Annotated in this window: 19 protein-coding genes; 13 read left to right on the top strand and 6 right to left on the bottom strand. The window is 62.1% G+C overall.

The window, feature by feature from the left end:
* The first annotated feature begins 28 nt into the window (after window positions 1-28).
* The 5 genes from rimP to rbfA all read left to right on the top strand — a co-directional run bounded on the left by rimP (window position 29) and on the right by rbfA (window position 5,784).
* Window positions 29-658: a ribosome maturation factor RimP gene (gene rimP / locus QMG25_RS10545; RefSeq protein ID WP_283459983.1), complete on the top strand. Its 630-nt coding sequence runs from the start codon at window positions 29-31 to the stop codon at window positions 656-658.
* Between the two features lie 2 nt (window positions 659-660).
* Entirely contained in the window at window positions 661-1,632 is a 972-nt protein-coding gene (gene nusA / locus QMG25_RS10550) for a transcription termination factor NusA (RefSeq protein ID WP_283459984.1), read from the top strand.
* A gap of 24 nt (window positions 1,633-1,656) precedes the next feature.
* Window positions 1,657-2,067 carry a YlxR family protein gene (locus QMG25_RS10555; RefSeq protein WP_283459985.1) on the top strand — a complete coding sequence of 137 codons (411 nt, stop codon included), beginning with the start codon at window positions 1,657-1,659 and terminating at the stop codon, window positions 2,065-2,067.
* A gap of 161 nt (window positions 2,068-2,228) precedes the next feature.
* The gene (gene infB / locus QMG25_RS10560) at window positions 2,229-5,114 is read left to right on the top strand and encodes a translation initiation factor IF-2 (RefSeq protein WP_283459986.1); all 2,886 of its coding nucleotides are present in this window, start codon (window positions 2,229-2,231) and stop codon (window positions 5,112-5,114) included.
* Window positions 5,115-5,346: 232 nt separating this feature from the next.
* On the top strand, window positions 5,347-5,784 hold the full coding sequence (gene rbfA / locus QMG25_RS10565; RefSeq protein ID WP_283459987.1) for a 30S ribosome-binding factor RbfA: 438 nt from the start codon (window positions 5,347-5,349) through the stop codon (window positions 5,782-5,784).
* Window positions 5,785-5,871: 87 nt separating this feature from the next.
* Here rbfA and QMG25_RS10570 read toward each other — a convergent pair whose 3' ends face one another.
* Window positions 5,872-6,984, bottom strand: coding sequence for a ScyD/ScyE family protein (locus QMG25_RS10570; RefSeq protein WP_283459989.1), 1,113 nt, complete (start codon window positions 6,982-6,984; stop codon window positions 5,872-5,874).
* A 349-nt stretch (window positions 6,985-7,333) separates the two neighbouring features.
* Window positions 7,334-7,732, bottom strand: a complete 399-nt coding sequence (locus QMG25_RS10575; RefSeq protein ID WP_283459991.1) for a hypothetical protein — start codon at window positions 7,730-7,732, stop codon at window positions 7,334-7,336.
* 364 nt (window positions 7,733-8,096) lie between these two features.
* Between QMG25_RS10575 and QMG25_RS10580 the strand changes: the two genes are divergently transcribed.
* Window positions 8,097-8,384, top strand: coding sequence for a DUF4190 domain-containing protein (locus QMG25_RS10580; protein WP_283459993.1), 288 nt, complete (start codon window positions 8,097-8,099; stop codon window positions 8,382-8,384).
* Between the two features lie 253 nt (window positions 8,385-8,637).
* Here the strand turns inward: QMG25_RS10580 and QMG25_RS10585 are convergent, their stop codons facing one another.
* Window positions 8,638-8,832, bottom strand: coding sequence for a hypothetical protein (locus QMG25_RS10585; RefSeq protein WP_283459995.1), 195 nt, complete (start codon window positions 8,830-8,832; stop codon window positions 8,638-8,640).
* Window positions 8,833-9,036: 204 nt separating this feature from the next.
* Here QMG25_RS10585 and QMG25_RS10590 point away from each other — a divergent pair, with 204 nt between their 5' ends.
* The gene (locus tag QMG25_RS10590; protein ID WP_283459997.1) at window positions 9,037-9,585 is read left to right on the top strand and encodes a hypothetical protein; all 549 of its coding nucleotides are present in this window, start codon (window positions 9,037-9,039) and stop codon (window positions 9,583-9,585) included.
* Here QMG25_RS10590 and QMG25_RS10595 read toward each other — a convergent pair.
* From QMG25_RS10595 to QMG25_RS10605, 3 genes are all read right to left on the bottom strand, one after another.
* Window positions 9,565-10,110, bottom strand: coding sequence for a GNAT family N-acetyltransferase (locus QMG25_RS10595; RefSeq protein WP_283459999.1), 546 nt, complete (start codon window positions 10,108-10,110; stop codon window positions 9,565-9,567). The two genes, QMG25_RS10590 and QMG25_RS10595, sit on opposite strands and share 21 nt — an antisense overlap.
* A gap of 13 nt (window positions 10,111-10,123) precedes the next feature.
* Window positions 10,124-10,600 (bottom strand): hypothetical protein, encoded by a 477-nt coding sequence (locus tag QMG25_RS10600; protein ID WP_283460001.1) that lies wholly within the window; start codon window positions 10,598-10,600, stop codon window positions 10,124-10,126.
* 236 nt (window positions 10,601-10,836) lie between these two features.
* Window positions 10,837-11,616 (bottom strand): hypothetical protein, encoded by a 780-nt coding sequence (locus tag QMG25_RS10605; protein WP_283460003.1) that lies wholly within the window; start codon window positions 11,614-11,616, stop codon window positions 10,837-10,839.
* A gap of 120 nt (window positions 11,617-11,736) precedes the next feature.
* Between QMG25_RS10605 and truB the strand changes: the two genes are divergently transcribed.
* The 6 genes from truB to rpsO all read left to right on the top strand — a co-directional run bounded on the left by truB (window position 11,737) and on the right by rpsO (window position 16,312).
* On the top strand, window positions 11,737-12,807 hold the full coding sequence (gene truB, locus QMG25_RS10610) for a tRNA pseudouridine(55) synthase TruB (RefSeq protein ID WP_283460005.1): 1,071 nt from the start codon (window positions 11,737-11,739) through the stop codon (window positions 12,805-12,807).
* Window positions 12,804-13,229 carry a hypothetical protein gene (locus QMG25_RS10615; protein ID WP_283460006.1) on the top strand — a complete coding sequence of 142 codons (426 nt, stop codon included), beginning with the start codon at window positions 12,804-12,806 and terminating at the stop codon, window positions 13,227-13,229. The genes truB and QMG25_RS10615 overlap by 4 nt, the downstream gene beginning before the upstream one ends.
* Window positions 13,226-13,654 carry a hypothetical protein gene (locus QMG25_RS10620; RefSeq protein WP_283460008.1) on the top strand — a complete coding sequence of 143 codons (429 nt, stop codon included), beginning with the start codon at window positions 13,226-13,228 and terminating at the stop codon, window positions 13,652-13,654. Before QMG25_RS10615 ends, QMG25_RS10620 begins: the two co-directional genes overlap by 4 nt.
* On the top strand, window positions 13,651-14,847 hold the full coding sequence (locus QMG25_RS10625) for a GNAT family N-acetyltransferase (protein WP_283460011.1): 1,197 nt from the start codon (window positions 13,651-13,653) through the stop codon (window positions 14,845-14,847). Before QMG25_RS10620 ends, QMG25_RS10625 begins: the two co-directional genes overlap by 4 nt.
* A gap of 60 nt (window positions 14,848-14,907) precedes the next feature.
* Window positions 14,908-15,849: a bifunctional riboflavin kinase/FAD synthetase gene (locus QMG25_RS10630; protein WP_283460013.1), complete on the top strand. Its 942-nt coding sequence runs from the start codon at window positions 14,908-14,910 to the stop codon at window positions 15,847-15,849.
* Window positions 15,850-16,042: 193 nt separating this feature from the next.
* Window positions 16,043-16,312: a 30S ribosomal protein S15 gene (gene rpsO / locus QMG25_RS10635; RefSeq protein WP_283460015.1), complete on the top strand. Its 270-nt coding sequence runs from the start codon at window positions 16,043-16,045 to the stop codon at window positions 16,310-16,312.
* Window positions 16,313-16,403: the final 91 nt, after the last annotated feature.

Raw genomic sequence — 16,403 nt, forward strand, 5'->3', positions numbered from 1 at the left:
ACATCATCAATAGGGAGGCGTGCGTCTTATGACCAAGCCAGACAGGCCCACAACGGCCGCACGCTCAGGGAACAAGCCCTCAGCTTTGGATTCCACTGCTGAAGCGCTCAGACTTCACGCATTCCTTGCCCCGACCGTGGCTTCCGCAGACCTGTACCTTGAAGAAGTCAAAGTGCACTTTGCCGGATCCCACCGCACAGTCTCAGTGGTTGTCGACCTGCCCGAGGATGCTGCCGGGGGGGTGGGCCTTGATGCAATTTCGGCCGTTTCCCGTCTGCTCGCCGAAGCAATGGACGCAGATCCGAGCGACGACGGAAGCGCTTACGACCTGGAAATCTCCTCTCCCGGTGCCACCCGGCCAATGACCGAACCGCGCCACTGGCGCAGGGCACTGGGCCGCATGGCCAAGGTCAGTGTCTCCGACCGGGAGAACTTTGTGGGCCGGATTCTGGAAGTGGATGACGACGGCGTGCTTTTCAAGCCTGAGCTGCCGGTCAAAAAGGGAATGAAACCGAAGCAGGGTGAACCTGAAAAGGTCCTGTTTGCGGCCATTCGCCGTGGTGTTGTTGAACTGGAGTTTGCTCGCCTGGACGAGGCCGAGCTGGATTTGGAATTTGAAGCGGCCAGCGGCAACGCGGTTGATGGAGAGGGAAGCTGACCATGGACATAGATATGAGCGCACTGCGGGAGCTGGAGCGCCAACGGGAAATCCCGCTGGATATGCTTATTCCCACCATTGAGCAGGCACTGCTGATGGCCTACTACAAGTCCTCCGGCGCGCATGAAACGGCCCGTGCAGAGCTTGATCGCAAGAGCGGCCATGTCACCATCTGGGCGGCCGAGCTCGACGATGACGGCGCGGCTGTCGGCGAATTCGACGACACGCCGAAGGGTTTTGGCCGCATTGCCGCAAGCACCGCACGCCAGATCATCCTGCAACGCCTGCGCGACGTTGAGGATGACGCCGTCCTGGGGGAGTTCCGTGGCAAGGAAGGCGAGCTGGTCTCCGGCCAGATCCAGCAGGGCAACAACCCCAACATGATCCAGATCGACTTGGGAACCGTGGAAGGTGTGCTGCCCCCGAACGAGCAGGTGCCGGGGGAGGACTATCGTCACGGCAGCCGCATCCGCGCGTTCGTGGTGGATGTGCACCGTGGCTTGAAGGGCCCTTCCATCACCCTGTCGCGTTCACACCCCGGACTGGTGCGCAAGCTCTTCGAAATGGAAGTTCCCGAGATCGCCGACAACACGGTGGAAATCGTGGCGCTGGCCCGTGAAGCAGGCCACCGAAGCAAGATTGCCGTCCAAGCCAACAAGGCTGGCGTCAACGCGAAGGGCTCCTGCATCGGAGAGATGGGCTCACGAGTCCGTGCCGTGATGACCGAACTCAACGACGAAAAGATCGACATCGTTGATTTCAACGAAGATCCAGCCATTTTTATAGCGAATTCACTCTCGCCGTCCAAGGTGATTTCAGTCACCATTGTCGACGAGGCTGCTCGTTCGGCTCGGGTGGTCGTCCCTGATTATCAGCTGTCTTTGGCCATCGGCAAGGAAGGGCAGAACGCGCGGTTGGCCGCCAAGCTCACCGGCTGGCGCATTGACATCATGTCCGACGCCGACGCGGTTTAGGTCTGTGGTTGGGGGCGCGTTAGAATGAGAAGAACCGGGCCTAAAACTGTCCTGACACCCAAAATACCCGAAGGCGCAGCAAAGTTGGCAAAGAAAGCAGTGGCAGCGCAAAGCGAAGCCGCCTATGCCAATGAAGCTGTGCGGACATGTATTGGGTGCAGGGAAGCGGGGGCACGGTTGCAACTTGTACGGCTGGTGAGATGCACCAACAGCTCCGGTGAAACCGAGGCGCTGGTGGATGTTAAACGCCGTATGCCCGGCAGGGGTGCTTGGCTGCACCCCAAGCCGGAATGTTGGAAGCTGGCGATCAAGCGCCGCGCCATTGGCAGGGCCCTCCCGGGGGTCACAGATGTGAGCGACGTTGAAGCGTTTGCAAAAAATGGCTTGCCCGCCCAAGGCAAGACAAGAACTACGAACCTAATTGTCCCTTTGTGAAAGCGGGTCAGAAAACCGATGGAAACCCGATGAGTACCCAGCGATGAGTGCCCAAAAATGAGCAATTTCATGTGCTCTCACACCGCCTATTCCGACATGGAGTGGCGCAGTAAGAATTAAACGGTTCGTACCTGTCCGGTGCGGGCCGAGACAGGAGAAATGTGGCCAAGGCCCGCGTACACGAGCTTGCAAAAGAGCTCGGCATCACCTCAAAAGAAGCAGTGAGCAAACTCCAGGAACTGGGCGAATTCGTCCGGTCTGCCTCTTCCACCATTGAGGCCCCCGTCGTGAAGAAACTTCGCGACGCTTTCCCTGCTGCTGCAAATTCTGCAGAGCCAGCTGCAGCCCCGGCCGCCGCCAAGTCTGCGGCACCCAAGGCAGCAGCACCCAAGGCCGCAGCAACGCCGAAGGCAGCCACTGCGGCTACGCCCGGTGCCGCTGTCCCCGGTCCCAAGGCGCCAGCTCCGGCCGCACCGGCCCCCTCCGCACCTGCACCGGCCGCATCAGCTCCGGCTGCTCCGGCACCGGCTGCTCCGGCACAGGCTGCTCCGGCTCCGGCTGCCAAGGCTGCAACCCCGGGCGCCAAGCCCGGAACCCCCGGTGCTCCTCGCCCCGGCAACAACCCCTTCGCACCCTCGCAGGGCATGCCGCGTTCCGGCAACCGATCCGAGCGCAGCGACAACCGAGCACCACGCCCCGCCGGTGCAGGCGCAGCACGTCCCGGCAACAACCCCTTTGCACCCTCGCAGGGCATGCCTCGTCCGGGTACTCCGCGCAGCGCTGAATCCGGTACCGGCGGTCCCCGTCCCGGTGCTCCCCGTCCGAGTGCCGGAGCAGGCACTGGCGGACCCCGTCCGGGTGCACCGCGTCCGGCCGGAGCGGCCGGTACCGGTGGACCCCGTCCTGGTGCACCGCGCCCGGGTGCTCCCCGTCCCACTCCCGGCATGATGCCCAACCGCACCGAGCGCCCCGCTGCGCCCGGTCGCGGCAACGACCGTCCCGGCACGCCGGGGCGCGGTCGTCCGGGTGCTCCCGGCTCCACTCCCGGTGGCTCACCGGGCGGTGCACCTGCCGGTGGCGGCTTTGGCAAGGGCGGCCGCGGACGCGGCGGCACCCAGGGCGCCTTCGGCAAGGGCGGTGCAGGCCGCGGCAAGCAGCGCAAGTCGAAGCGTGCCAAGCGCCAGGAACTGGAGCAGATGAGCGCACCGTCACTGGGCGGCGTCTCTGTTCCCCGGGGCGATGGCAACAGCATCGTCCGCCTGCGCCGTGGCGCTTCCATCACGGACTTCGCCGACAAGATCGAGGCGAACCCGGCAGCACTGGTGACGGTGCTCTTCCACTTGGGCGAAATGGCCACGGCCACACAGTCCCTGGACGAAGACACCTTTGCACTCTTGGGCACCGAACTCGGCTACAAGGTCATGGTTGTTTCCCCCGAGGACGAAGAGCGCGAACTGCTCAGCAGCTTCGACATTGACTTCGAAGCCGAGCTTGAAGCAGAAGGCGACGACGAACTCGAGATTCGCCCTCCAGTAGTCACAGTCATGGGTCACGTTGACCACGGTAAGACGCGTTTGCTGGATGCCATCCGCAAGTCGGACGTTGTTGCCGACGAGCACGGTGGCATCACCCAGCACATTGGCGCCTACCAGATCGTCCATGAGCACGAAGATAACGAACGCCGAATCACGTTCATTGACACACCCGGCCACGAGGCGTTCACCGCCATGCGTGCCCGTGGTGCCAAGGTCACCGACATTGCGATCCTGGTGGTTGCTGCCGACGACGGCGTCATGCCCCAAACCGTTGAAGCGCTCAACCACGCCCAGGCAGCAAATGTGCCGATCGTGGTTGCCGTGAACAAGATCGACAAGGACTCGGCGAACCCGGAGAAGATCCGCGGCCAGCTGACCGAGTACGGTTTGGTTCCCGAGGAATACGGCGGCGACACCATGTTCGTTGACGTTTCAGCCCGCAACAACATCAACATCGAAGAGCTGTTGGAAGCTGTGCTCTTGACAGCCGACGCAGCCCTGGACATGCGAGCCAACCCGAACAAGGACGCCCGAGGCATTGCCATCGAAGCGAACTTGGACAAGGGTCGCGGCTCCGTTGCTACTGTCTTGGTCCAGTCCGGTACCTTGCACGTTGGCGACACGATCGTTGCCGGCACCGCGCACGGTCGTGTTCGTGCCATGTTCGACGAGAACGGCGACATCATCTCCGAGGCCGGACCTTCACGGCCGGTCCAGGTGTTGGGTCTGTCCAACGTTCCCCGTGCAGGCGACACCTTCTTTGTTACAGGTGACGAGCGCAAGGCACGCCAGATCGCTGAAAAGCGTGAAGCAGCGGACCGCAACGCAGCACTGGCCAAGCGTCGCAAGCGCGTCAGCCTGGAAGACTTCGACCAGGCCGTTGCCGACGGGAAGGTTGATACGCTCAACCTCATCCTCAAGGGTGACGTGTCCGGTGCCGTTGAGGCCCTGGAAGACTCGTTGCTCAAGATCGATGTTGGCGAAGGCGTGGCACTGCGCGTCATCCACCGCGGTGTGGGTGCCATCACGCAGAACGACGTCAACCTGGCCACAGTCGACAACGCCATCATCATCGGCTTCAACGTCAAGCCCGCCGAGCGCGTGGCCGACCTTGCCGACCGCGAAGGCGTCGACATGCGCTTCTACTCGGTCATCTATGGCGCCATTGATGACATTGAGCTGGCCTTGAAGGGCATGCTCAAGCCTGAGTACGAGGAAGTTCAGTTGGGTACCGCGGAGATCCGCGAAGTATTCCGCTCTTCCAAGCATGGCAACATTGCCGGCTCGATCGTCCGCTCGGGTACCATCCGACGCAACACGAAGGCACGTGTGCTTCGTGCCGGTAAGGTCATCGGCGACAACCTCACCGTTGACTCGCTCAAGCGCTTCAAGGATGACGCAACCGAAGTCCGCACCGACTTCGAGTGTGGAATCGGCTTGGGTTCGTTCAACGACCTGCAGGCCGAGGACATCATCGAGACGTTCGAAATGCGCGAGAAGCCCCGCGCATAGTCCCCACGCCCTCCCAAGGTTGGCTCGCTAGCGAGCCAACCTTGGGGCCCTCGGGCGCGTGGGCCCATCAAGTGCTCCCAGAGTGAGGTCGCGAGTGACCTTACTTCGGGGCCCTCGGGCGCGTGGGCCCATCAAGTGCTCCGGCCGGGCGTCCATGCGGGCGCCCGGCCGGCTTTGTATTCCCTATGATGGTGTACACCATCGCCGACTTTCCACCCTTAAGGAGTTCATCATGGCTGATTCAGCCCGCGCGTCGAAGCTGGCGCAGCGCATCAAGGTTGTCGTTGCCGAGGGTCTTCGCTCCAGGGTCAAGGATCCTCGCGTTGAAGGCATTACCGTCACCGATGCCCGTGTCACCAACGACCTGCAGCACGCCACCATCTACTACACCGTCTTTGGCGACGAGACGGCCACCAGTGAAGCCAAAATCGGTCTGGAACGCGCCAAGGGCGTGCTCCGTGCTGAAGTGGGCAAGAACATCACCGTGCGCCTGACACCCACCCTGGAGTTCATCGCGGATGTCATCCCGGAGAATGCCTCCAACCTTGAGGCACTCTTGCGGGTGGCCAAGGAGCGCGACGCCGAACTGGCCAAGCTCTCTGAAAGTGCCGAGTTTGCCGGCGACGCCGATCCCTACAAGGTTGACGAGGACGAAGCAGGGACAGCCTAGGCCTCCCAAGCACTGAGCTTCACCAGCACGACGACGGACCCGTCACCTTCAGCGCGAAGGTGGCGGGTCCGCCGTCGTTCCAGTTCCCTAGCGGATGCGTTTTGTCACGAGAGAACCGCCGTTCGTTTCATCGAGTGCGTTGATGAGCGCAGCCATCGTGTGCCCCCCGACTTCCACATCCGAGGCCATCATGGCCGGCAGCACAGTGCTCACCTCGCCGTGCTTGACTAAACTGACGCCGTCCCCCATCAATTGAGCGACATAGACGTTGTTGTGGCGGTCGACGGCGATTCCTGTTGGTGCGGAGAGCCCTTGCGCAAGCAATTGGGTGTGTCCGCTGTGCAGGTTCATCCGGTAGGCCTTGCCGACCCCGAGCGATTCCCCGGGGACGCCCGGCAGGACCGTGTAGTACAGCCAGGCCCCGCGCACTTCCACGTCCGTGGGAACAGCCTGGGCGTAGTAGTTCAGATCCAGCATGCATTCGGGGATGGTCATCCCCATTTCGGTGGCCACTGCCACAACCGAGGCATCAATGGTGATGGCCTCGGCAGGAACCGCCTTGACAAGTTTCACGGTGCCCTTGTTGGAAACATGCAAAATGGCATTCGCACCGGCGTCTCCCACATACACGCCGTTGCCAGCGGGCGTCGAGGAGTAGGGGTGGGAAAATACTTCGCCGAGCGACTGTAGGTACGGTGCCTGTGCCAGACAATCAGGGGAGGCGTCGCGGACTCCGTAGACGGTTTGGCCATCAGGGTTGTGGGTGCCTTCAAAAACGCTCAGATCAGCCAACTCGCTGGTCTTTCCGCGCTTGTCGATCCTCATCAACCGTGCCGGGAGCAGTTCCGCCCCGGGCTCGGGACCTGCGCCCTGGTCATTGTTGAAATAGTAGGTGTTCCCGTTCTTGTAGGAAACTCCGGCGATTTCCTGCCCGGGTGCGTTCACCACAGTGGTTTTGACGCCCTGGGCCGAAAAGCTGCTCAACTGACCGGCAAACGATTCAGCGACCAGGAAACTGCCTCTTGGACCGAATGCCACCTTCAGTGGACTGATGAGCTGGGAGGCAACTTCGCGCACCGGGGTGGGGTGGTGATTTCCGTGGTGCGCACCGTGGCCGTGCTGGCCGCTTGAGGTGTGGCCCGGGTGATATCCGGCGTTGTCGCCGGAGTGGGCCAAAGCGGGGCCGGCTGTCATGATCATGGCAAAAGTGCACGCGGCAGCAATTGCCGCAATTCTTGACCTCATAATTTTCCCTAGGGGGAGCGCCCGGTGATGACGGGCTGGGAGAATGGGCCCGGGGCCAGCAAACTGCTTCGGCACCCGGTTTGCCTGCCTGCAAGGGCGAAGCGGATCTTTCCCCCCAGGATGATCGTTCCGGCACACGTGTTGCACTTTTAAGTGATGTGCGCAACAGCTGTATAAAGCGTAAATCTGTGCGGCTGCTTGGTCAATAAGAAAAGGCGGGAGCGGCAACAGCCATGTCGAGGTTTTGGTGGGTGAAGGATTCCCGTGCCATGCGTCAGGCACTGGGCGGCCCGAGCATGCACGGCTATCCTGCGAAGGCGGTGCAACTGGCAGTCCAGGACCGTGTGTAGTCGCCGGTTGCGGCAATGCTGGCTGTTGCCTCGGGGGAGTAGTACTTGTCGGCCAGTTGAATGGAGTAGATCCACGTCAGGCTGACTGTGGTGTGGTTTTCCATGGCTTCCACGGAAAACACGGTCCCGGTGCTGTTGCCCAACCCGGGGTTCCAGCTTTGCTTGCCGGAGCCGTCCTTGAATTCGGGCCCAATGGGGGCCACGTCGTCCAGGAAGCGGAAGCCGAGCTGATTGGCCGCCCGTTCGATCTCGGGGTTGGCGTCCTGCGCGTCCGGAAAGTTATAGAAAATGTCGATGTGGTCAACCAGGCCGTCCAGCCCTCCGGGGCGGATCCGGAAGGTGTCCGTGTGCATCGCGACCAATCGGCTTGTGGGACACTTTTAATGCGCCTATACGGGACGCGCCTCACGGCTCGATTCGTCCAATTTTAGACGATGGGTTTCCTCTAACGGCTCGCATTTCGAGCTAGGCGCGACGCAGTGCACCTGCCACCTGCACCTGCCACCTTCGCGGCAGGCTACACAGCTAAGGACAGGAATTCTCTCGGATTCAAGGTCCGCATCAGACCGCGCAACCATGGCATAATTCCCTCCCCCGCTTCATAGAATCGAGGGTAGTCGCACGTCCAGGAATCGAAACGGGTGAGGTAACCATCTGCCTACTTCCAGACGACAGTGGCTAGACTCGATGACTAATCAATGAGGTAAGGGGAACCACATGAGTACGCCCACGGTGCCGACTCGCGCAGAGACTGGCCAACTGAACAAACTTGCTGTCGCCGCCATCGTTTTGGCTGTTTTGGCTGCAGCAGGAATCTGGCTGCTCGGGATACCGGGCTTGGCTGTCTTTGCGGTTGGCGCTGGACATGTGTCGCTGAATCAAATCAAGCTCAAGGGCCAAAGGGGCCGCTGGCTGGCGATGGCAGCTCTCGCGCTCGGATATGCCATAGCGATCATGGCTCTCATCAGCACACTGAGATACATCCCCGCACTACTCCAGCAATAATCGCCAACTACCCAAAGTTTCGCGTGACCAAACTGTCTGCGAAATCCGGCGGAGTCAGCCTTTCATGGTGACTTCGTTGTGGACGGTGTGCGCGAGGTGATCGAGTTTCCGAACCAGCAAGGTGCCCTTGGCGCACATGCCGTAACGGCCCAGTTCTCCTGACCGTGGCATGATCCGCCACGTCAACCGTGACCCGTCCTGGCGGGCGGCGTGACGCACGGGTGAGGCACTGGCGTCGGATATTTCACTTTTTTTAGAAGCGGCCCCCATACTGTCTGCTGCCTCGATCAATCTGGTTTTGCGCCTCCCTGAGGTCCCTCGCAACGTCGGAATTTCTGGCTTCGCTGTTGTCCGCGGTCTTGGCAAAACGTCGGAACGACCGAAACAAGACGGGCAGCAGACACAGAATGATGATCCCGGCGATGATCAAAATTGAAACAATATCCATTGGCGAGTTTCCCCCTACGTTTGCAAGCCAGCTGACCACGCGAGTTTAGCCTTTCGCGAGCCTAATCTTCGAGACTACCCCCGGCCGTCGCTTGACGAACAAAGGCTTCGTCGATTCTAAAGCCGGGCTCGTACTGAAGACGGCACATGCCTGTCCTCTCCAGGGTTCCGCTTATGGGCTCCGCGGCAATGAGAAAATTGGATCATGAGGACACGAACCAGCGATTTCGAGTTGACCATGGGCGAGCTGCGAGTCGTGGCACGCCATGTGGCGGAGGCGGCGCAGGAAGTCCTTCTGGTGTTTGAGGCAGCCACCGAATCCGTACGACTTGCTGCACGCACTGCGGGCGACGCCGCAGCCGCTGCGTACCTGCACCCAATTGCGAAAGCCACTCAGGTGGCTCATATCCTGCGCGGACCCGCAAGTGCGGCGCGTATAGCTGAGTTGGTTACAGCTGAGGATCCCGAGGTTGGTGGCATATTCATTGAGCGAGCCAAGAACCACGCCACACCAGTTTTGATTGATGTTCTCCGCCGGTATCCAATCGCGCCAAAGGGAAAGAACCGCGTCGCGCACCTCATGAGCACCTTGGACTCCAAACTTCGCGAGTCCCGCTGGGAGTACCCTTTCTGGAACTGCCATGGGGGGACTCTTCAGCTCATGTGCGCGCATGAATTCAAGGGTCGGTCGCCGACCGGTTTTTGGAACCGTGCACGGAAGGTTGTGCGCGAATCACTGTCGCATAGTTTCTGACAATTCCTCCGGGCTCAGCCGTCGGTCTGCATAGACAAGGCGAATCGCATTCGGGTCCGGGTTGCCAGCATCGATACCTCGATGAGCAAGGGAGAGTCCGACCTTTTCGGACACTCGTGCTGAAGCCACATTGTGTTCGAGCAAATACGCCACGATCGGCAGGCCGGGGAGGCTCATCTTCGCCTGCCTCACGGCTTCAAACGAGAGCTCGGTGGCATATCCATGGCCCTGGGCATCGAAGGCGAATCGGTATCCCAGATTCCAGAACGCACCTTGTTTGATAGAGCAGCCACCATAGCCGACTATCGTCTGGCTTCCGGGAATCCTTACGATCCAGGTGCCCAGCTTGTCGCGCTCCCACGAGGCAATCCATCGATCAAGCATCTCGCGAGTCTGTTCAATTTCGGAATGTCGCAGGCTGGGGAAATGAGTCCAGACTCGCGGATCGCTGCAGATGACGTGTAAACCAGCGGCATCCTCAGTCGTCGGACGGTCCAGGAACAGGCGTTTGGTCGCAGTGATCATTTGGAGATTCTAGTTACAAATCGTCGAATAGTCCCCCACACGGTTCTCCGTGAGGGCCGCTGAGCGTCGCGACCCTGGCGCTTGGGGATGCGTTATTTTGCGTTGAAAACCACAGCGGGCACCCCTCAATCCTGCTCCAGACCTCGTCCACGTTTTCAGTGACCAGCCCTGCCCGTTGCAGGCGTTCAATTTCCGCCAGACCGCCTTGTTGGAACGCATGGTGTTGTGGTCCGATGTCGGTTGATGTCCCAGGAACTGGCCACAGCCGTTGGGTTGCCCGTCCTTGCCCGCCATCTTCGAGGCCCCCGGAGTCTGCCATCCCGTCAAGGAAAGACTTGGCGTCGTCGGCGTTGAGCGCCAGCAGCTTGGCCACCGTATCCAGTTCCGCTGCAACAGTCTGCAGCGTGCGTCGAAGGACCGTGTTCCAGTCGCGGCGGAAACGGTCGCTGTCTTCTCCATACCAGCGGATGCGCGCGAGAACAGTGCTCAAGGAAAAGCCAATTCGGGTCAAACGCGGCGAATTCTAGGCCAGTTCCTTGGCGAATTCACGCAGCGCTGGAACATCTGCACCTTGAAAACCACCCGGCATTGCCCGTCCATTCAAAGATTGCTAAAAGGCCGCACACCGTGGCCATGCGTGACCATCGCAGAAAGCGACACCCGATGCGGTTCGAATTGGCGTCCCCGCGCAGGGTCCGGCAGCCGAGCGGCTGCCGGGCCTTTTCGCTATTTACCCCACACGATGGGGTTCTTGCGGTACTGGTTGTCCTTGTAGTTTTCGTAGTTGAAACTTGAATCGTCGTAGCTTGCTGTGGTCACGGCGTCGCCGGCAGGTGCCAGGAACACGTTGCACATGGTCTTCGTGGAGCCCACCACATAGGTGAAGTCGTCGTCGTCGCCGTCAGTGTCGAAGGAGCCGGATTCACAGTCGGCCATGGAGCCGAACACGATGAGCTTCTGTGCCTCGGTGCCGTCCTTCAAGTGTCCTGTGATGCGTGGATCGCCGATGCCGGCCGACGGCTTGGACAGTGAGGTCAGCAAGACGTCGGTGAAGACATAATAGGGGGTTTGGCCGGCAAACTTGGCCGCGTCCTCGAATTCGGCCATGTCCGCTTCGCTTCCTGCCACGATCTTCGTGACCTTGGTCTCGTAGGCGGCCTCCTTGTACTCCTCCGATCCGGCGTCTCCGCTGTTGCTGTGCGTGTAGGCAACTTCGCCGAACTTCAGGGATGTCCCGGGTTTGGTCAGCTTGGCTGCGTCGGCCGGGGCGGCGGCTTTGGGTGCCTGTGTGGAGGCCGGGGCAGAGTCCACTTCTTCGCCACCGCGCTCATTGGCAGCCACGGTCTCAACCGGTGCCGATGACTGTTCCTGCGCGGCAGGGCTCTCCTCGGCGGGGGCCTTCTCTGTGTTCCCGCCGATGCAGCCCGTTAGCGACAAGGCCAAGGCAATGCCCGTTCCCAGGGCTGCCATCGAGTGCTTGGTGCCAATGCGTGCGTGGTGTGTCATGGTTCTCCGTCTGTTCCGAATCGGGCGTTCGCCTCGCCATTAGCGTAATCATGGGCCGGGACGTCCGCGATGGGGAGGACTCACCATCCGCAGGGCCCGGGTGCGGATATACTTCAAAGCGTGCTTTCTGGACTGGTAATCGTAGACAAACCGCAGGGATGGACCAGCCACGACGTGGTGGGCCGAATGCGAAGGCTTGCAGGGACCCGAAAAGTGGGCCACGCAGGCACCCTTGACCCCATGGCGACGGGCGTGCTCGTGGTGGGCATCAACAAAGCCACCCGGCTGCTGACCTACATTGTGGGCACCTCGAAGACCTACGAGGCCACCATCAGGCTGGGTGCCTCCACCGTCACCGACGACGCCGAGGGCGACGTCACCTCCACCACCTCCACCGAGGGCGTCGCCAACAGTGCCATCGAAGCCGGAATCGCGGCCCTGCGCGGCCCCATCGAACAAGTCCCCAGCAGCGTCAGCGCCATCAAGGTCAACGGCGAGCGGGCCTATGCCCGCGTGCGCTCCGGGGAAGACGTCAAGCTCGCCGCCCGCCCGGTAACCATCCATTCCTTCCAGATCCTGGACATCCGCCGCGGCATGCAGACACAGGGACCAGGGGAGCTGCAGGATCCGGAAGTGCCCGGAACTGGGCTGCCCGCGACTGAGCTGCAGGGCGAGGATCCGGTGGCAGAGCACGACGGCGTCGCCTACATTGACGTTGACGTCGCCGTGCGCTGTTCCTCGGGCACCTATATTCGGGCCCTTGCCCGCGATCTGGGTGCCGGGCTGGGCGTTGGCGGACACTTGAACGCCCTGCGTCGCAGCAGCGTCGGCCCCTACAACCTGGAGCAAGCCCGCACACTGGAGGAACTGGCAGGAAAGCTGGAAGTCCTTGACATCGCCGACGCCGCCCGGGCCCTGATGCCCGTCCGCGAACTCACCGCCGCCGAAGCCGTTGAACTGTCCTTTGGCCGGCGCATCCCTGCCAGCGTCGAAGGCATGCACACCGTGGCAGATCCGGCCGCAGCTTTCGCCCCCGACGGCACGCTGGTGGCCCTGCTGGCGGACGCCGGCAAACACGCCAAACCGGTTTTGGTCTTCCCTCCGGATCCGGCACCTACCACGCCGGCACCCGCCATGCCTGGGGGCGCCGCGACTGCCACGCCGGGGGAAGCCAAGGAGCCCCTGTCGTGACCCTTGACGCCTGGTTCATCATTGGCACCATTGTGGGACTGGCCTCAACGGTGATCTGCGTCGTTGCGGCAGTGCTGAAAAAGAAACCCAACGATGTCACCTTGCTGGGCCTGGCCGCCGTCGAACTTTTCATTGTGGTCTACGCCATTGGCTCCCTTGTGCGGGTGCTGGGCGGGCAAAACATGGTGGGCGAGGCCTGGGAATTTTGGGGCTACATGTTCACCGCCGCGATGCTGCCCGTAGCAGGGTTCTACTGGGCCATGATGGAACGCACGCACTGGTCAAACTACGTCATGGGCGCAGTGGGGGTCACGGTGGTGGTCATGCTGGCCCGGATGGCACAAATTTGGTACGGCACCACCATGGCCGCGCAAGCACTGCAACCGCTGTACTTGCACCTAATGCAACAAGGAATTGGATGATGAGCACCCCTGACACCACTGCCCAAGAAGCCCCCCACGGACGCACCACGGGCGCCGGGCGGCTGCTGATCACCGTCTATGGCATTTTCGCCATCTCGGCCACGGCCCGGGCGGGCTACCAAATCGCCACCCATTTTGCCGATGCGCCGCTGGCCTACCTGCTCTCCGCCTTCGCCGCCGTGGTGTACATCGTCGCCACCATTTCACTGGCCAAGCCGGGTCGTGGCTGGGCGAAACTTGCGGTGGTCGCCATCTGCATTGAACTGGTGGGCGTGTTGGTCATTGGCGCCCTGAGCGTGTTTGATTCCGCAGCTTTCCCGCACGACACCGTGTGGAGCACGTTCGGCCGCGGCTACGGCTTTGTGCCGCTGCTGCTGCCGATCATCGGCCTGATCTGGCTGTACAGGCACCGGGAAGTGAAGTGAGCACGCTGGAACTTTCGACGGCGTGGCCGGTCCTCAGCGACGGGCTGACGTCCCTGCGCCGCTTCGGCCCCGGGGATGCGCCCGCGCTGGCCGCCATGCACCGCGACACCGAGAACGTCCGCTGGACCGCCTCCGAGGCAGCCATGGATGACGCCAGAGCAGCGGAGCTGATTGAAGGCTCCATTGCCCAAGGCTGGGAAACCGGGAGCTACCTGCGCTTTGCCGTGGCCGAAAACCGCGGCGGTGGGCAAGAAATCGTGGGAACCCTGAGCCTGCACGAAGTCTTCGCCACCTCCGGCGGCGGATCCGCGAGCGTGGGCATCAAGATGCTGCCCTCCGGGCGCGGCACGGGCAGCGCCCAGCGCGCCGTGGAACTGCTCACCGGCTATGCCTTTGGCAACCTCGGCCTGGAATTCCTGCACTGGCGCACCACGGCCGGGAACGCACGCAGCACGGCCTTGGCGGAGCGTTGCGGATTCATTCTTGTCGCAGAAATTCCCGGCTACGGCCATCTCGACGGACAAGTTGCCGACGGACTGGTATTTAGCCAAACGAGTGCCCAATACCGGGACCACGTGCAGGGCACAGCGCAGCAGCCGGCCCTGGACCCCCGGCCCACCGTGCCGGAGCTGCGCTCCGAGACGGTGGTGCTGCGTGCGCTGACCATGGCCGACGCGCCGCAACTGGTGGAAAACTGCAAGAACCCCGAGGCGGTCCAGTGGACCACGGTGCCGCTGAACTACACAGCCGAGCATGCCGAGTTCTTCATCAACTCCATCACTGCCCAGGGGTGGTCAACGGGGGAGACGTTGACCTTTGCGGTGGCCGATGCCGGCACCGATCGCCTGCTGGGCACAGTGGACTTGCAATGCAAGAACCCCGGCTCGGCTGCGATCGGGATCAACTTTGGCTCACAAGCGCGCGGCACCGGCGCGGCTCTTGCCGCCGTGCGCCTGCTGCTGGACTACGCCTTCAACCAGCTCAACCTCAGCTATCTGCACTGGAGCGCGCTGGTGCCCAATTGGGGCAGCCGCAAACTTGCCTGGAAGCTGGGCTTCAGTTTTGACGGGCAAATCCGCGGCGACTACAACGACCGTGGCACGCCGGCAGACCGCTGGGTGCTATCTCTCGCCGCGACTGATCCGCAAGCACCGCAGCAACCCTGGACGGGACCGGTGCCTCCCAGCAGGTAATCTTGAAAGGCCGGGCCCGCCCGGCACCGTCCCACGAGCAATCAGTGAAAAGGAACAGTAGTGCAGATTTGGAACTCGCTGGATGAAGTTCCCCGGGACTTTGGGCCCTCCGTGGTCACCTTGGGCAACTTCGACGGCTTGCACCGCGGGCACCAGGAAGTGCTGGCCCAGGTGCGTGCCGAGGCTGCCGCACGCAATGCCTTTTCCGTGGCGCTGACTTTTGACCCGCATCCGGCCGTCGTGCACCGGCCGGAATCGGCCCCCGAGCAGATCATGGGCCTGGTGGACAAGCTGGCCGCCATGGCGGCCCTGGGCCTGGATGGCGTCCTGGTCCTGCCCTACACCTTGGAATTTGCCCAGCAAACCCCGGAAGAGTTCGTCAAGAGCGTTTTCGTCAACGCCCTGGGCGCCTCAGCTGTCGTGGTGGGCCACGATGTTCGCTTTGGCCGGGGGAACACGGGGGATCTTGGCACCATGGTGGGGCTTGGCGCGGACCTGGGGTTCGACGTCGTCGTGGTCAATGACGAAGGCCATGACCGACGCTGGTCCTCCACCTGGGTGCGCGAAGCATTGCACAAGGGCGAGGTGCACACGGCCGCACAGGTGCTGGGACGCGCGCACACCATGAGCGGGGAAGTGGTGCACGGTGCGGCCCGGGGACGCGAACTTGGATTTCCCACCGCGAACCTCTCGCCCGACGCGTGCGGGATCATCCCGGCCGACGGCGTGTATGCCGGGTGGCTGACCGACACGCACGGGCACCGCTGGCCGGCAGCCATCTCGGTGGGCTCCAACCCCACGTTTGTGGGCGTCAGCCGCCAAGTGGAGGCATACGTCATCAACCGGCCGGAGGAGCCCGTGGAAGCCTTCAACCTCTACGGCCAGCACGTCAGCGTGGAATTTGTGCGGCGTTTGCGCGGCATGGTCGCCTACACGGGCCCGGAAGCGCTCATCGAGCAAATGCACCACGACGTCGACGACGCCCGCGCCCTTCTGGGCTGAAGCCGCTTCCAAATCGCGAGTCGCGGCCGATGAGGCGCATCTCACCCTCCTGCTTCGACAGATCCGGCCTTTCTGGACTAAACTGAAAGGTGGAATCCGGCTGCAGTCCGTGGTGGCTGGATTCTTCCGTGCTTGGCCAGGCAACTGTGCAGGGCGCGGAAACCATGTTCGCGGTACATTCAAGGAGTTACTTGTGGCATTAGAAGCCGCTGTAAAGCAAGAAATCATGCAGGCTTTCGCAACCAGCGAAGGCGACACCGGTTCGCCCGAGGTTCAGGTTGCAATGCTCACGCGTCGCATCACTGACCTGACCGAGCACCTGAAGATGCACAAGCACGACCACCACACCCGCCGCGGCCTCATGGGCCTGGTTGGTCGCCGTCGTCGTCTGCTTGGGTACCTCAAGGACACCGACATCGCCCGCTACCGTACGCTCATCGAGCGCCTCGGCCTGCGCCGCTAGTCTGTGAACAAAGGCGGTCTTCCTCCTGTCAGGGACCTTGCGTCCCCGGCAACAGGAAGGCCGCCTTTCACAGTGCAGGATCTTCACCGTG

Origin of the sequence: Arthrobacter sp. H35-D1 (assembly GCF_030063185.1) — a bacterium.
Classification (GTDB): domain Bacteria; phylum Actinomycetota; class Actinomycetes; order Actinomycetales; family Micrococcaceae; genus Specibacter.

Bases quoted from the DNA above. Each gene is read 5' to 3' on its own strand.
- rimP (WP_283459983.1), top strand. From the start codon at position 29: ATGACCAAGCCAGACAGGCCCACAACGGCCGCACGCTCAGGGAACAAG.
- nusA (WP_283459984.1), top strand. From the start codon at position 661: ATGGACATAGATATGAGCGCACTGCGGGAGCTGGAGCGCCAACGGGAA.
- QMG25_RS10555 (WP_283459985.1), top strand. From the start codon at position 1,657: ATGAGAAGAACCGGGCCTAAAACTGTCCTGACACCCAAAATACCCGAA.
- rbfA (WP_283459987.1), top strand. From the start codon at position 5,347: ATGGCTGATTCAGCCCGCGCGTCGAAGCTGGCGCAGCGCATCAAGGTT.
- QMG25_RS10570 (WP_283459989.1), bottom strand. From the start codon at position 6,984: ATGATCATGACAGCCGGCCCCGCTTTGGCCCACTCCGGCGACAACGCC.
- QMG25_RS10575 (WP_283459991.1), bottom strand. From the start codon at position 7,732: ATGCACACGGACACCTTCCGGATCCGCCCCGGAGGGCTGGACGGCCTG.
- QMG25_RS10580 (WP_283459993.1), top strand. From the start codon at position 8,097: ATGAGTACGCCCACGGTGCCGACTCGCGCAGAGACTGGCCAACTGAAC.
- QMG25_RS10585 (WP_283459995.1), bottom strand. From the start codon at position 8,832: ATGGATATTGTTTCAATTTTGATCATCGCCGGGATCATCATTCTGTGT.
- QMG25_RS10590 (WP_283459997.1), top strand. From the start codon at position 9,037: ATGAGGACACGAACCAGCGATTTCGAGTTGACCATGGGCGAGCTGCGA.
- QMG25_RS10595 (WP_283459999.1), bottom strand. From the start codon at position 10,110: ATGATCACTGCGACCAAACGCCTGTTCCTGGACCGTCCGACGACTGAG.
- QMG25_RS10605 (WP_283460003.1), bottom strand. From the start codon at position 11,616: ATGACACACCACGCACGCATTGGCACCAAGCACTCGATGGCAGCCCTG.
- QMG25_RS10620 (WP_283460008.1), top strand. From the start codon at position 13,226: ATGATGAGCACCCCTGACACCACTGCCCAAGAAGCCCCCCACGGACGC.